We start from the raw sequence: 15,862 nt of genomic DNA on the forward strand, positions 1-15,862 counted from the left end.
AATCTATTTTTTATATTTATTTTTTTTCGATCAATCCTGCGTAGTTTTTAAGCATCCCACTTAAAATATCTACAGAAATATACTTTCGTTTCTTCTTATAGTTCTTTCTCTTTTTTTGCTTTTTTTTCTGGATTTTCCTTTTTTTCGCTCAGCCCAAGTAAATTATTAGAAAACCACTGAAATGTCCTTTATGCTTATAAATACTTATATTTTTTACTCCTTTTCTTAGGTTTTCCTTCGTTTTAGTAGTAAAAGGTATAAATATATCTTCATGATTATTATGCGTTATTGTATAAAATCAACACAAAAATAAACAATTATGTGCAAATAATAAACTATTTATAGAATATTATTCACAATACATCAGCTTAAAAAATTATCATATTCACATTTATTTTTTGAAATAAAAAGGATAATAACCTTTAAAAAAGTTAATATTAAAACAAAAAACAACCTTAAAAGTTAATTAACAACTATTAAATGATTTTAAGTTAATTATTTTGAGAAGAGTCAAAAAATCGCATTTTTCGAAGTGGTTCTAAAAAGACATCTTGAAGTATAAAAAGTGCTTTTTGTCCTCTAAATAAGGATAGAAATAAGCGATAAAAAGTTACCCAATATACTGCATTTTTAGTTTTAAAAAAATGCGTTCAGCATGTATTTTTACAAGTGATACTCCTTGTTTATTAAAAATCATCAACCTAGTAAAGAAAAGTATTTTTTTCTCTAATACCTGCAATCTAATTACATCCCTTATTTTTAACCTAAAATTAAACGTTAAATACGTTAAATTCAGGTTCCTTTTATAAAATCTCATTATGTGAATTTTTTCTTAATCCAACACAATTATTTTACGCTAAGAACCAAAACTGGGTTGAGCCTTATAAACATTTTATTGCGTTCGTAAGATTTCTTACATTTGGCAAAAGACTATTATTATGCAACAAAACGCCAATATAAAAACCGCCATAGCGGATAAAATTGCAACTATTACGTTTTATAGCCCTGCAAGCAACTCATTTCCAAGCTTTTTATTAGAAGAGTTAACCACTGCAATTACCCAATTAAACAGCAACACAGCGGTTACCACTGTTATTCTACAAAGCGAAGGAACAGGTGCTTTTTGCGCAGGTGCTTCTTTTGATGAATTATTGGCTATCCAAGACAAAGCCACAGGAAAGAAATTCTTTTCTGGTTTTGCACATGTTATCAATGCCATTCGCAAAAGTCCAAAAATATTTATCGGCCGTATTCACGGAAAAACGGTAGGCGGAGGAGTTTGGATTAGCAGCTTCTTGTGATTATTGTTTCGCTACAACACAGGCGTCTATCAAATTATCTGAGTTAGCCATTGGTATTGGTCCATTTGTTATCGAACCTGCTGTATCGAGAAAAATAGGAAAAACCGCTTTTACTTCCATGTCTTTAGCTGCACACGAATGGAAAACAGCTACTTGGGCACAACAACATGGTTTATATGATGAAGTGTATGAAACGACAGAGCGATTAGATCTTGAACTCAACACTTTTGCACAGCGCGTAAGCACCTATAACCCAGAGGCCTTAACCGAAATGAAACAAATCTTTTGGGAAGGAACTTCAAATTGGGATGAATTACTAACAGAAAGAGCAGAGATTTCTGGTCGTTTAGTATTATCAGATTTCACAATTAACGCGTTAAACGCTTTTAAAAATAAATAATAGCATCCGCTGAATAAACACGATTTCACTTGAAATCGTGTTTTTATTTTACCTACCTTTAAAAGAAAAATGAAAATCAAACGATTATCATTCCTTCTCCTGTCTTCCCTGTTGCTAGGCCCTTGTATCCTTTTAGCACAGCATAGCACCCCATCACAGGATGTTGAAGCATTTAAACAGCTTACGATTGCCACAGGACTGACAACTTTAGGTTTCAATTTAGAAATAGCAACTCCACTGTCTCCTCATTTTCTACTAAAAGGAGGCTTCAATACCTACAGTTATAGCACCCAATCGCATCGTTTTAATTTAGACGATCCATATGGTGCATTACGTCAAGCTTTCGGGCAAAACGTAGCCTATGACATGAAAGCTAAAATGAATAATGTACACGGTAATCTCGTTGTGGACTACTATCCATTCAAAGGGGGGATACTCTATCTTAGTGGAGGATTTTACTTTGGAAAAACAAAGCTTTCTGCAAATGGAATCATCGTCAATCGCGATGGAAGTCCAGCGCAATTACAACCACCCTACGATTGGCCTGAACTTGACTTCAATGGTCAGAAATTGGATATTACTAACGGAAAATTAGATGCGGAGTTAACACTCGGCAATACCACCAAGCCTTATATCGGTATAGGACTAGGTCGGGCCGTACCTAAAAGGCGTTTTGGCGTTAAATTTGAACTCGGACTTTTATATGCTGGCGATTATGAATTAAAACAAAATGGAGTTGAGATTAGTCCAACACTAGCAAGAGGCAATAACTTTGGAGAAGTAGACACCTACATCAATTGGTTTAAATATTATCCAATGGCAAAGCTTCAACTCCAGTATCGTATATTTTAAAATCAACGGCTCAAACCAAAACCTAACCAAAGAAGGGACAACCCAACTAGATTTTTCACTACCTTTGTCAAAATTTTTGGTTATGTCTAAAATTAGAATTACAAAACAATTTACGTTCGAAACAGGTCATGCATTATATGGATATGACGGTAAATGTCGCAATGTACACGGACACAGCTATAAACTAGCTGTTACAGTAATTGGTACACCTATCACCGATTCCTCTAATGTAAAATTCGGGATGGTAATTGATTTCAGTGATCTAAAGAAAATAGTAAAAGAAGAAATTGTAGATATTTTTGATCATGCTACAGTCTTCAATAAAAATACACCTCACGTTGAGTTAGCACAAGAGCTGAAAGACCGTGGACACCACGTAATTTTAGTTGATTACCAACCAACAAGTGAAAATATGGTGATTGATTTTGCCAATAAAATCAAGAATCGTTTACCGGAGAATCTTGCTTTGTTTTCGTTGCGTTTGCAAGAAACAGATTCGTCTTATGCAGAATGGTATCAATCTGATAATCTATAGACTCCTGTGAATTTTACTATTGATACAACAAAAGGGGTTTACTTTGCTTCTGATCAACATTTCGGAGCGCCTACGCGTGAAAAAAGCATACCGCGAGAACAGCTTTTTTTAGCATGGCTAAACGAAAAGGAAGAAGACATGGGAGCGCTATTCATCTTGGGCGATCTATTCGACTTCTGGTTTGAATATAAAACGGTTGTACCCAAAGGATTTGTTCGTATACTTGGCAAATTAGCAATGCTAAGAGACAAGGGAATTCCCATCTACTTCTTTGTTGGCAATCACGATTTATGGATGAATGACTACTTCCAAAAGGAGTTAGGTATACCTGTTTTTCATGAACCCCAAGTTTTCACCATCAATGGCAAGCGTTTTTTCATTGGACATGGCGATGGCTTAGGTCCTGGAGATTTAGGGTACAAACGAATGAAAAAAGTATTTACCAATCGATTTTCTAAATGGTTGTTCAATTGGTTACACCCAGATATTGGTGTACGTTTAGCGCAATACTTATCTGTAAAGAACAAATTAATCTCAGGAGCTGAAGATGTGCGTTTCTTAGGAGAAGACAATGAATGGCTAGTCCTCTATGCAAAGCGAAAATTAGAACAACAACACTATGACTACTTTGTATTTGGACACCGTCACCTACCGATGGTGATTGATTTAAACCAACAATCAAAATACATCAACCTAGGAGATTGGATTAATTACTTTACCTATGGTCACTTTGACGGTGAATTTCACCTAGAAAAATATAAAAAGCCTTCTGAATAGAAGGCTTTTTTTGTTATTGTGAAGTTGCTATTTGTAAAGTTGTAAAGTCGTGAAATGTATCAATCAAAGGAAAACTTTCATTATTTAGAAAATTTACCCTAAACTCATAACCTTTAACTCATAACCTTTCAACATTAAAAAGGTTTATCCAAAATCCATTCACTATGCCCAAAGTAATTCCAAGGCACGCTTGCTAAATCAACATTCTCATCGATATAACGGCTATACTCACGTCCGTTAACGGAAACCCAACTATCAGCATAAACGGCAACATCTACGCCTTTAGCGGCATATTCTTTCTTGATATACTGTGCCATTTGCCAAATCATATCAGAGGTATTCAAACGAGTTTCTTGTTTTCTACTTAATACGTCTTCTGCATTATAGAAACTGCGTTCTTTTGTGTTTTTATCTTCTACAATAAAGTTGGTATATCCCCCTCTTGAACGCAACATCATGCGCCAACTTAAACGATGAGCCTCATCTGTCCATAAGATATCACCTTCTATAAAATGTTGTCTTAAAGGCAAAGCAAATTGAATAAACATAAACACAGCTAAAAATCCTAAAACCGGTTTGCTTAACTGAGGAGTTGTGAAATTTTCTTTTTGTTCCAAAACGGGTTTCTTTTTCAAAAAGATACGTCGAATCTGATCGGAAGGATAGAAGAACAACGCAAACGTAAGAGCAAAATAAGGAAAAATTCCAATATGTAAGGTGACAGAATTAAACAAGTGAAAAATGCAAGAAGCGACTAAAGCTAAAGTACGCGTGCGTTTCCACAACAAAGCTGGAACAATCAATCCATCGAATATAATTCCTAGGTAAGCAATAATCAAATAGAATTCTTTCTGAGTAAATATTGTTTTGAAAAAATCGGGAATATTAGCCGATTGATACATGATTTCAGTAAATGGTACCATCCAACCAATCTGGATAAAACTTTGCAATCGTACCGTATACATACAATACGCTCACTTGAAAGATAAAAATCCAATTAAAATAAAGCGGCATAGCCAATTCTTCTTTGACGCGATTGGCTTTTACATCTAACGATTTATACGATGCGGCAGGTAAAAAACACATATAAACACAAATAATCATCAAGAGATAATAGTGATTATTATACGATGTTTTCTGTAAAAAGTAGGTTCCTGCCCAAAGTAAAGTCAGCAAAGGCATAGACCATTTATAGCGATACCCTAGCATTACAGCTAAGGACGTAAGTCCCATTACAAAAAAGTAAACATACATTTGCGGTCCGACTAAGACTTGCAAAAAATCCATATAAATATGGGAGAAGGTAAACTTGACGTCTACCATATTCAATCTTACCCATCCCGTAGCAATAGCGCCAAAAGATTCACAGGCAAATAAAAATCCGAAAAAAATTCTAAATATAATTAAAGGGGCATTATCAACGGGTTGTAGTGCTTTTTTCCACATGGCGGTCAAAATAAGCTCTCGTCGCTAGTTCATCTTGTTTTAGACAAGCGATAAGCTCTTCGAGCGAGTTAAATTTTTGTTCATCTCTAATGCGATCCAAGATACGAACTTTTAACGTTTTATTATATAAATCTCCTGACCAATCTAGAAAATTTACTTCTATTGTATGCGGATGATTCACAAAGGTAGGATTAATACCAATGCTCATCATTCCTTTTACTTGTTCCCCTTCTATTTCCGACTCCACCACATAAATTCCATTTTGTGGAATCATTTTATACGATTCAGAAATTTCAAAATTAGCAGTTGGAAAACCTAATGTACGGCCCAGTTTTTTACCGTGAATTACTTTACCTGAAAAATGATAGGCATGACCTAAGAACTCATTTGCTAAAGCTATATTCCCTTCCTCTAATGCTGTTCGAATCTTTGTTGAACTAATCGAAACATGATCGATTTCCTGTGCAGAAATCTCCTCCACTTCAAATCCGTAAAATGCACCAAAGCGCTTTAAATCGTGAATATCTGCTGTCCTGTTTTTTCCAAAACGGTGATCATATCCAATTATAATCTTGGAGATATTAAAAGTATCAACTAATACTTGTTTGACAAATTCTTCTGCGGTTAGATTTGCAAAGTCCAAGTCGAATTTTTGTACCACAAGATTGTCTAAGCCCAAGTGCGCTAATAGTTCTTGCTTTTCTTCCAAAGTATTAAGCAAACGAATACCGTGATCCTGCTTCAATACCATTCGCGGATGTGGAAAGAAGGTTAATACCAAACTTTCAGCATCCAATTCTTTGGCAGCATCCACTAATTTCTTGATAATCATTTGATGTCCAATATGTACACCATCGAAGGTTCCTAGTGTTGCAACAACTTTTTTATCTGTTTTAAATTCGCCAATGGAAGAAAATATTTTCACGATGATAACTTTAGTCTTTTAAGGGGATTTTACTTAGTTTTGCCCCGTTTTCTAAATAAAAATTCAAGCTGTAAAAATACTTCATTTTTTACAAATCACATGAATTATTACACAATAATACGCCTAATCTAAAGTAATTAACATGCCTCGTTTATTTAAAACCGCCTTGGTTTTCCTTTTGGTACTTGCCCCTCTTCTATTATTCTCCCAAGTTAAAATCATGACTTGGAACCTAAAAAATGTCGGAAGTAGTAAAACAGAAGAAAATATCAGCTACATTGCTCAAATCATGAAACAAGCTGATGTAGTTGCTATCCAAGAAATCGTAACGAATCCAAGTGGCGCACAAACTATTCTAGCCCTACATGAAGAGCTCAATAGAAAAAGTGGTGCTAAATGGGATTATGTACTCAGTGACCCCACCGTAAGTTCTCCTTATCGATCAGAACGCTATGCCTATTTGTGGAAAACAAAACAGCTCAAGCTACAAAAAAAGGCCTTTTTAGAACCAACCTATCAAATGGAAATTGAACGCGAACCCTACATGGCTACCTTTCAATATAAAGATTTCCAATTTACCTTGGTCAGCCTACATGCGCTGCCAAAAAAACATCAACCCGAACAAGAGATCAAGTATTTGAAATTCTTACCTGCACTTTATGAGAATAAAAATCTTATTTTCTTAGGGGATTTCAATACACCCGAGTCGAACTCTGTTTTCAACCCACTAAAAAAGCAAGGATACACCCCTGTCTTTACCAATCAGAAAACATCTTTGCGCCAAAAATGCATCAAGGGAGACTGCTTGGCTAGTGAATATGACAATATCTTTTTGCAACAAGAACTTTTTACTGTCAAAACCGCCAAAGCTATTTTATTTTTTGAAGATTTTGAAACAATCAAAGAAGCAAATAAAGTTTCCGACCATATCCCTTTATTGATTGAGATAGAATAAAAAAAGGATTTCAATAATTGAAATCCTTTTCTAAACAATTAAAATATAATAAAAACATTTATTACCTTCTATTCATGTAAATCATTACATAGTATAGCAATGTCCCTAAAGAAGAAAGCGCCGCTACTACATACGTTCTTGCAGCCCATTTCAAGGCATCTTTAGAGCCTACTAATTCTTGAGGAGTTACGATATGTTTCGCCTCCAACCATTTCAACGCACGATTACTCGCATCGTATTCAACTGGTAGTGTTACAAAAGAGAATATCGTAGTCAACGCGAAAAGGACAATTCCCAATAACAATAATTGAGGAAACGTTTTCAGCATTAATACACCTCCAATTAAAACAAACGGCATAAAGCGAGATGACACTTCTAAAATGGGAACCATTCTTGAGCGCATCGTTAACCAAGAGTAAGCCTGTGCATGTTGCACAGCGTGTCCTACTTCGTGAGCTGCTACAGCAGCCGCAGCCGCATTGCGTTGATTGTATACGGCTTCACTTAAGTTTACCGTCTTATCCATCGGATTATAGTGATCAGTTAATCTACCTGGTGTAGAAATCACGCGTACATCGCGAATACCGTGGTCTAAAAGCATTTTTTGTGCAATTTCAGCACCACTCATCCCATTCTGTAAATGAACCTCAGAATACTTCTTAAATTTAGCTTGTAAACGATTACCCACCCACCAACTGGCAAGCATCATGGCAATCATAAAAACCCATATCATCATAGATATAACAATTAATGTTCCTTACTAATATAGCAAATGACGCGCCAAATAAAAAAAGCAGTCATTTTGTCATAAAAAAAGAGAGACTCTTGCGAATCTCTCTCTTATATTTTGATTAGAAATCAGCTTATTTAAGCTTTTTCTTAACTTCCACTTCTTGGAATGCTTCAATCGTATCGTATTCTTTGATATCGTTGTAGTTTTTAATTTGAATACCACAATCATACCCTTTAGATACCTCTTTCACGTCATCTTTGAAACGTTTAAGCGCAGTAAGTTCTCCTGTATAGATAACTACACCTTCGCGGATTAAGCGGATCTTAGAGTTACGGAAGATCTTACCATCAAGAACCATACATCCTGCAATTGTACCCACTTTAGAAATTTTGAATAACTCTCTAATTTCAGCAGTACCTGTTACTTCTTCTTTCAACTCTGGAGATAACATACCTTCCATTGCGTCTTTCAAGTCGTCGATTGCATCATAGATAATTGAGTAGTTTCTGATATCGATTTCCTCTTTATCTGCTAATACTTTAGCCGAAGCCATTGGACGAACGTTGAATCCGATGATAATTGCATCTGATGCAGAAGCTAACAATACGTCAGATTCTGTAATGGCACCCACTCCTTTGTGAATGATATTGATTTGAATTTCTTCTGTTGACAATTTCGAGAATGAATCCGAAAGTGCTTCAACAGATCCATCCACGTCTCCTTTTAAGATGATGTTCAATTCTTTGAAATCTCCTAAAGCAATACGACGTCCAATCTCAGCAAGTGTGATATGTCTTTGTGCACGAACTGATTGCTCACGTAATAATTGAGTACGTTTTGCAGCAATTTGTTTTGCTTCTTTTTCTTCTTCGAATACGTTGAATTTATCTCCGGCTCCTGGTGCACCGTCTAATCCCAATACAGAGATTGGTCTTGATGGCCCAGCTTCTTGTACCGCATTTCCACGCTCATCGTGCATTGCACGAACTTTACCGTGGTTACATCCTGCTAATAGGTAATCTCCTACTCTCAATGTACCAGCTTGTACTAATACCGTAGATACATATCCACGTCCTTTATCTAAGTATGCTTCTACAACAGTACCTGATGCTAATTTATCTGGATTTGCTTTTAATTCAAGCATTTCTGCCTCAAGTAAAACTTTCTCCAACAATTCTTTCATTCCGATACCTTGTTTCGCAGAAATATCTTGTGATTGGTATGTACCTCCCCATTCTTCAACCAATAAATTCATCGAAGCTAATCTCTCTTTAATCTTCTCTGGGTTAGCCGTTGGCTTATCCACTTTATTGATTGCAAAAATAATTGGTACTCCAGCAGCTTGTGCGTGACTAATCGCCTCTTTTGTTTGTGGCATGATATCATCATCCGCTGCAATTACAATAATTACAATATCGGTAACTTGAGCTCCACGTGCACGCATTGCGGTAAACGCCTCGTGACCTGGTGTATCTAAGAAGGTAATTTGTTGACCACTCTCTAACGTTACTCCGTACGCTCCGATGTGTTGCGTAATACCTCCAGACTCTCCTGCAATTACGTTCGCTTTACGCACGTAATCCAGTAAAGATGTTTTACCGTGATCCACGTGTCCCATTACAGTCACAATTGGTGCACGAGGTTTTAAATCTTCTGGTCTATCTGGAGTCTCTTCAATTGCTTCTTCTAAGTCAGCAGTTGTAAAGTCAACTTCATAACCGAACTCATCAGCAACAATTGTCAATGTTTCAGCATCCAAACGTTGGTTCATGGTAACCATGATTCCCAAAGACATACATGTTCCGATTACCTTCGTAATAGGCACATCCATCATAGTAGCAACTTCACCTACAGTAACGAATTCTGTTACTTTCAGTACTTTGTTTCCAGCTTCTAATGCTCTTTGTTCCTCATCTGATTTTTTACGGTGAACATCACGTTTATCACGACGGTATTTCGCTGCTTTCGATCTGTTTCCTTTACCTTGTAAACGCTCAAGCGTTTCTTTAATTTGGTTTTTAACTTCTTCTTCCGTTGGCTCAGCTTTTACAACTGGAGCATTTCTACGGTTGTTGTTATTTTTATTGAACTTACCATTGTTTCCACCTGGTTTATTCGCATTATTTCCACCTGGGCGGTTGTTATTTCCACCTGGTCTATTTGCGTTTCCACCTGGTTTATTAGCAGTTCCACCTGCGTTATTTTGGTTTGCACCAGCGCCTTCTGCATTGGCAGGTTTTGCAATACGTTTTCTTTTATTACGCCCAGCAGCATTGCCTTTTTTGTCGTCTTTCTTCTCCTCCTTCTTCTTCTTAGGCTTGTCAAACTGAGACAAATCGATCGTTTGCCCTGTAAAAGTAGTCCCTGAAAGTTTTTGATAATTCGTTTTGATGATTTCATCACCTAACTTCGCATCAACTTTATCGTCTTCAACTACTTTAGTTTCTTCGTTTGCTATTTTAGCAGACTCCTTATGTTGCTTTTCTTCCACAGGTTTGTCTTTTACTTTTGATTCTTTATTCGCTACTTTCTTCGCTTCAACTTTTTTTGTCGTATTTTTTGCTGAATCAGTTTTTGAATCGACATCAACCTTAGCAACAGGAGCAGCCTCAACTTTCTCCTCTACTTTTTCTTGTGCAACGCTTTCTTTCGCAACTGGTTCTTCACTCTTTACAGGCTCAGCTTTCTTTTCTTCTTTCTCAACCACTTTTTCAGATACAGCTGAAGAAGATTCTAAAGTTTTTTTAGGTTCAAGATCAATTTGACCCACAGTTTTGATAGCAACTTGCTCCTCTGCTTTGGCTCTAATGATTTCTTGTTCTTTCTTGATACGAGCTTGTTCTTCTTGTTTTCTCTTTTCTTCTAATTCGCGTTCACGCTCAACTTTAAGCGCTTCCTTTTCTTTTCTTTTCTCTTCACTCACTTCAATAGAAGCTTCCTTTTTCCCTCTATCAGCAGAAAACTGTTTATTCAGAACGTTAAATTCTTCTTGGGAGATCTTTGCATTTGGTGTTGCATCAATTTCATACCCTTTGCCTTTCAAAAAGTCCACGGCTCTATCTAGAGAAATATTTAATTCCCTTAAAACTTTATTTATTCTTATTGCTCTTTCTTCAGACATATTATCTTTTTAGTGTATTATTTGTGTTGTGTTGTTAATAGAAGTGCTGGTTTAATCCTCAAACTCTTCCTTAAGAATACGAAGAACCTCTTGAATCGTTTCTTCTTCTAAGTCTGTACGTTTGATTAGTTCCTCTACACTTAAATTCAACACGCTTTTTGCTGTATCTAATCCAATCTTCGCAAACTCCTCAATTACCCACACGTCGATTTCATCGCTGAATTCTCTTAATTCAACATCATCGTCTTCTGGGTTCAATTCGCGCATTACATCGATATCAAATCCTGTTAACATTCCTGCTAACTTAATGTTTTGCCCTCCTTTTCCAATTGCTCTAGAAACTTCTTCCGTATCTAAATATACGTTTGCTTTTTTGGTTTCTTCATCAAATACAACCTTATTTACTTTTGCAGGCGCTAATGCACGTTTAATAAACAAGTCTGTATTGGTTGTATAATGAATAACGTCGATATTTTCGTTTCCAAGTTCTCTAACGATCCCATGGATACGCGACCCTTTCATTCCAACACAAGCTCCTACAGGATCAATTCTATCATCAGATCCTTCAACTGCAATCTTTGCTTTTTCACCTGGAATTCGAACTACCTTTTTAACTTGGATTTTGTCTTCTCCAATTTCAGGAATTTCTTGTTCTAACAAACGCTCTAGGAATCGGTTCGATGTTCTAGACATGATAATTTGAGGTTTTGCTCCTTTCAATTCAACAGCCTCAATAATTCCTTTTACTGTATCTCCTTTTCTGAAAAAGTCAGAAGGAATTTGCTTTTCTTTTGGCAAAACAATTTCGTTTCCTTCATCATCCATCAAAATTACAACTTTTGGTCGAATATGATGTACTTCTGCAGCGTAAATCTCTCCGATTACCTCTTTAAACTGCTTATATAGCGTAGCATTGTCATGCTCTGTTACTTTTGAGTTCAAATATTGACGTAAAGCTAAAACAGCTCTTCTTCCAATATCCTCTAACTTCACTTCTTCCGAAACTTCTTCTCCTACTTCAAAATCCGACTCAATCTTTCTAGCTTCACTTAATGAAATCTCATATTTATCATCCTCAACCTCACCATCGTTTACAACGACTCTACTTCTAAAAACCTGGAAATCTCCTTTATCAGGGTTAATAATGATATCAAAGTTATCGTCATCACCATATTTCTTTTTCAATGCATTTCTGAATACATCTTCTAAGATGGCCATTAACGTAACTCTATCAATGTATTTTAACTCTTGAAATTCTGAGAACGATTCTACTAAACCACTATTCTCCATCTGATATTTTTTTAAAATGAAATTATTATACTAGCTTCTTTTATATTTTCGAATGGTATAACAGCTTCTTTTTCAACTGTAACCTTTCCTTTTCCAACAGCTTTTGCTTCACGCGCTTTCCACTGTAATACGATCGATGCTTCTCCGACTGATGCGATTGTTGCTTCGTATTTCTCTTGATTTAAAGTAACTAACTTCACTTTTCTACCAATATTCTTCTTATACTGACGCAACAATTTCAACGGTGATGTCGCACCCGCAGAGGCAACTTCTAGAGCGAAATCATGTTCTTCTCTATCTAAGTTGTGCTCTATGGCTCTACTTACATCAATACAGTCTTGCAAATTAACCCCGTTATCTCCGTCTAAGGTCACTAAGATCTTATTATCTGGAGAAATTGTCATTTCAATCAAAAACAACTCTTGCTTCTCAGCTAAAGCTGCATCCAACAACTCTTGTACTTTGTTTTTAAATGTCATATGCTATAAAAAGAGGGGACTATTATGTCCCCTCATTATTTAACTTCTTTAATAAATAACGGTGCAAATATACTATTTTTTTTGTACTAATAAAAACTTTTGTGTATTGATAATTATATGCTTAAATTTAGAACACTAAAAAAACATGTTAAACACTTAATCCACTTTTACACTTAATTATGAAAAAAATACTAATACCAACGGATTTTTCACAACAGGCACATAGCGCAATTAAAGCAGGTGTAAATTTTGCAAAAAAACACAACGCTGAAATCATTTTACTACACATCCTTGATTTACCACAAGAAGCAAGTGATGGTATTAGTAAAGGAACACCAGCTCCAGAAGTGATGTTTTTCAAAAACGCTGCTGAACAAAAATTACAACAAATTGCACTAGATTCTTTATTTGATGGATTAACGGTTTCTACAAGCTTAATTTTAGACCGTACTTCTCAAGGTGTGACCAAATCAGCCATTCACAATGAAGTGGACCTAATCGTTATGGGATCGCACGGAGCAAGTGGAATGAAAGAATATTTTGTTGGATCGAACACACAAAAAGTAGTGCGTACCTCTCCAGTTCCCGTATTTGTAGTAAAAGGGGAATTTGAAGATAACTGTATTAAGGACATCGTTTTTGCTTCTGATTTCACAAGCGAAATGAAAGATTCTTTCAAAAGCACATTAGCCTTAAACAAAGTAGTGGGCGCTGACTTGCATTTATTAATGGTTAACACACCAAACAGCTTCAAACCAACACATGTAGCAGAAGAAACCCTTGAAACATTCTTAGAAGATATTACAGACAAAGAATTTGATTTAAGCATCTACAACGATATCAACGTAGAAAAAGGGATTTTAAATTACTGTCAAAAAATTGATGCTGATTTAATCGCGATTGCTACGCACGGTCGTACTGGATTAGCACACTTCTTTAACGGAAGTATCAGCGAGGATTTAGTAAACCACTCTCCTATTTCGGTATTGACATTTAAAATTGACTAAATTTTTGGTTGGAGATGGGGTTATGGGTAAATTTCTTTAGATTGATAAATCACACATCTTTACGACTTTACAAATAACAATTTCACTGAATAAAAATGTATAAATTAAAAAAGGTTCGATTTAAAAAATCGAACCTTTTTTATTGGCAGCCAGTAGGAGTTATATTTTGTGAAGTCGTAGGTTGCTTTTTTGTGAGGTTTGGTTTGTATAAAATCATGAAGTTATTATTCACTCCTATCATTCATTAAAATTGAACTGTACACCTAAACAAATAACAGCAGACATAACCCTTCAAAAAAGCGAAAAAAAAATCACAAAAAGCAAGTATCCTTTTCCCTTCGCTCAACTCCAAAAAAAAATGCCCGAAGGCATTTTTATTATTTTAATATTTCAATATGACTTTCCGAAACAGTCTTAATTGGGATGTAATTCTTTTTACCATCCACTAGTAAACATAGGTATATATTATCAATAGAAATCACATAACCTTTCAATCCATTGATTCCAATATATTGTCCTACTTCTAAATTTTTTCTCGCATAAAAAGAGTACAGCAATTTCGTAACCACATCTTTTGCACCCAATCCTAACGATAACGCTACCGTCAATAAGATAGCTCCTATAATAATAGAGATATTACTTGTAATTATAGACGTATCAATTCCCATTTGATTCAACGTTGTAATCACAACGAAAATCAAAATCAAATAGAACAGAATATTTCCAATCATTCGCGCACCAACGAAATCTACCGCTTTCAGCACCTCTACAATCACCTTCTTGATCCAAGAAGCGAAGTACAGTCCACCAATAAAAATCAGCAAAGCCACAAATAACTTCGGCACGAACATCATCAGATTACCTATTTCGCGCGAAACAATTTCCAACCCGAAAAGCTCTGCGCCAATAAGCACCATTAAAAACACAAGAAAAACCTTGACAAAGAAGAGCAGAATAGCATCAACTTTTACTCTAATCTTGATTTTGCTCAAAAACTCATTATCATCTAATCCCTCTTGAATCTTGTCTAAACGAACCAGTTTAAACATCTTCTTAAGGACATAGGAAAAAAGCTTAAGCATGAGCCAGCAAAGCAATACATAACCTGCAATAAGCAGAAAACCAAAAACGCCTTTAACTAGTGAATTCATCACATCGTTAATCATCTCACTTGGATATTCAAAATTATATAATTTCTCCATCATGATCTTCTTTTTTAATTTTTTCTATTATTTTCTTTTCTTTCTCTTTATCAACATCTCCTAAAAACGATTCAACCACTTTGGGCACTTGAACCGTATAAAGTTCAGATACGTCTAAGGAAAGTTTAATAAAATTCAAATTGTCAATCACCCGATCTTTCAGATAGTCCGGCAATTTCTCGTCTTGCAGTATTTTCTTAAAAGGATTCTCCATTATGACAACGAATTATATAATTCTACAATCTTCTTTTTAGCCCTGTGTAATCGCATTTTTACGGCACTTTCTCCCAATTCAAGTAGTTGTGCTATTTCGCGTATCGATTTATCATCTTGATACTTCATTAATAAAACGATTTTATCCTCAGGATCAATTAAGCCTAGTGCTTCTTGAAGTTTTTCAACTGTTAATGAAAAAATTTCTTCGTCCGTCACTTCCTCGTCTGCAGTAGAAACATACATTGCTTCTTCCCGTAATTCCACATTATCTCTTTGCCGCTTTAAAATAGACTTCGAATAATTAACGCAATGATTATACGTAAATGAATAAAGCCAAGTCGAAAATTTCGCCTCCCCCCTGAATGACTTTAAATTAAGGTATAATTTCACGAAAACATCTTGCGTCAAATCTTCTGCAGCATCTCGGGACTCAGCGAACCCCAAACATTTTTGATAGACTTTCTGCCCATACCGGTCATAAAGAATACCAAATAAACTTGTATTTCCATTGTGAATGATGAATTGTACCAACTCCTCATCCGTCATCGAAACAAAGTTTTGACTTTGCACATCCATTTCCATATTACTGTTTTACAATTCAAATGTAATAGATAGGAACAAAT

General features: G+C 35.6%; 15 protein-coding genes and 1 pseudogene. 6 read left to right on the plus strand and 10 right to left on the minus strand.

The window, feature by feature from the left end:
• Positions 1-938 precede the first annotated feature (938 nt).
• From M2306_RS13710 to M2306_RS13725, 4 genes and pseudogenes are all read left to right on the plus strand, one after another.
• Positions 939-1,701, plus strand: a pseudogene (locus tag M2306_RS13710) (enoyl-CoA hydratase/isomerase family protein).
• A gap of 69 nt (positions 1,702-1,770) precedes the next feature.
• On the plus strand, positions 1,771-2,553 hold the full coding sequence (locus M2306_RS13715) for a hypothetical protein (protein WP_259187566.1): 783 nt from the start codon (positions 1,771-1,773) through the stop codon (positions 2,551-2,553).
• A gap of 82 nt (positions 2,554-2,635) precedes the next feature.
• Positions 2,636-3,088 (plus strand): 6-pyruvoyl trahydropterin synthase family protein, encoded by a 453-nt coding sequence (locus M2306_RS13720; protein ID WP_002989073.1) that lies wholly within the window; start codon positions 2,636-2,638, stop codon positions 3,086-3,088.
• Between the two features lie 6 nt (positions 3,089-3,094).
• Positions 3,095-3,865: a UDP-2,3-diacylglucosamine diphosphatase gene (locus tag M2306_RS13725; RefSeq protein ID WP_115092218.1), complete on the plus strand. Its 771-nt coding sequence runs from the start codon at positions 3,095-3,097 to the stop codon at positions 3,863-3,865.
• A gap of 134 nt (positions 3,866-3,999) precedes the next feature.
• Here M2306_RS13725 and M2306_RS13730 read toward each other — a convergent pair whose 3' ends face one another.
• Genes M2306_RS13730 through M2306_RS13740 form a run of 3 tightly spaced genes read right to left on the minus strand, consistent with a single transcriptional unit; the run spans position 4,000 to position 6,236 of the window.
• Positions 4,000-4,788 carry an HTTM domain-containing protein gene (locus M2306_RS13730; RefSeq protein WP_498882888.1) on the minus strand — a complete coding sequence of 263 codons (789 nt, stop codon included), beginning with the start codon at positions 4,786-4,788 and terminating at the stop codon, positions 4,000-4,002.
• The gene (locus M2306_RS13735) at positions 4,772-5,311 is read right to left on the minus strand and encodes an HTTM domain-containing protein (RefSeq protein WP_498882890.1); all 540 of its coding nucleotides are present in this window, start codon (positions 5,309-5,311) and stop codon (positions 4,772-4,774) included. The genes M2306_RS13730 and M2306_RS13735 overlap by 17 nt, the downstream gene beginning before the upstream one ends.
• Complete coding sequence (locus M2306_RS13740) at positions 5,283-6,236, minus strand: bifunctional riboflavin kinase/FAD synthetase (protein ID WP_259187564.1); 954 nt, start codon at positions 6,234-6,236, stop codon at positions 5,283-5,285. Before M2306_RS13740 ends, M2306_RS13735 begins: the two co-directional genes overlap by 29 nt.
• Positions 6,237-6,378: 142 nt before the next feature.
• On the opposite strand from M2306_RS13740, the gene M2306_RS13745 reads away from it, so the two are divergent.
• On the plus strand, positions 6,379-7,191 hold the full coding sequence (locus M2306_RS13745) for an endonuclease/exonuclease/phosphatase family protein (RefSeq protein ID WP_115092215.1): 813 nt from the start codon (positions 6,379-6,381) through the stop codon (positions 7,189-7,191).
• 61 nt (positions 7,192-7,252) lie between these two features.
• Here M2306_RS13745 and M2306_RS13750 read toward each other — a convergent pair whose 3' ends face one another.
• From M2306_RS13750 to rimP, 4 genes are all read right to left on the minus strand, one after another.
• Positions 7,253-7,924, minus strand: coding sequence for a zinc metallopeptidase (locus M2306_RS13750; protein WP_181816770.1), 672 nt, complete (start codon positions 7,922-7,924; stop codon positions 7,253-7,255).
• A 130-nt stretch (positions 7,925-8,054) separates the two neighbouring features.
• A complete protein-coding gene (infB, locus tag M2306_RS13755; protein WP_259187563.1) occupies positions 8,055-11,045 on the minus strand; it encodes a translation initiation factor IF-2 in 2,991 nt (996 codons plus the stop codon).
• 51 nt (positions 11,046-11,096) lie between these two features.
• A complete protein-coding gene (gene nusA / locus M2306_RS13760) occupies positions 11,097-12,335 on the minus strand; it encodes a transcription termination factor NusA (protein ID WP_002989060.1) in 1,239 nt (412 codons plus the stop codon).
• A gap of 11 nt (positions 12,336-12,346) precedes the next feature.
• Positions 12,347-12,814: a ribosome assembly cofactor RimP gene (rimP, locus tag M2306_RS13765; protein ID WP_002989059.1), complete on the minus strand. Its 468-nt coding sequence runs from the start codon at positions 12,812-12,814 to the stop codon at positions 12,347-12,349.
• A gap of 179 nt (positions 12,815-12,993) precedes the next feature.
• Between rimP and M2306_RS13770 the strand changes: the two genes are divergently transcribed.
• A complete protein-coding gene (locus tag M2306_RS13770; RefSeq protein WP_115092212.1) occupies positions 12,994-13,821 on the plus strand; it encodes a universal stress protein in 828 nt (275 codons plus the stop codon).
• 377 nt (positions 13,822-14,198) lie between these two features.
• Here M2306_RS13770 and M2306_RS13775 read toward each other — a convergent pair whose 3' ends face one another.
• From M2306_RS13775 to M2306_RS13785, 3 genes are read right to left on the minus strand one after another with little or no spacing between them, the layout of a single operon-like run.
• Positions 14,199-15,026: a mechanosensitive ion channel family protein gene (locus tag M2306_RS13775; protein ID WP_115092211.1), complete on the minus strand. Its 828-nt coding sequence runs from the start codon at positions 15,024-15,026 to the stop codon at positions 14,199-14,201.
• The gene (locus M2306_RS13780; protein WP_115092210.1) at positions 15,007-15,237 is read right to left on the minus strand and encodes a hypothetical protein; all 231 of its coding nucleotides are present in this window, start codon (positions 15,235-15,237) and stop codon (positions 15,007-15,009) included. Before M2306_RS13780 ends, M2306_RS13775 begins: the two co-directional genes overlap by 20 nt.
• Positions 15,237-15,821 (minus strand): RNA polymerase sigma factor, encoded by a 585-nt coding sequence (locus M2306_RS13785; RefSeq protein ID WP_259187562.1) that lies wholly within the window; start codon positions 15,819-15,821, stop codon positions 15,237-15,239. Before M2306_RS13785 ends, M2306_RS13780 begins: the two co-directional genes overlap by 1 nt.
• Positions 15,822-15,862: the final 41 nt, after the last annotated feature.

This window comes from Myroides gitamensis (assembly GCF_029894455.1).
Classification (GTDB): domain Bacteria; phylum Bacteroidota; class Bacteroidia; order Flavobacteriales; family Flavobacteriaceae; genus Flavobacterium; species Flavobacterium odoratum.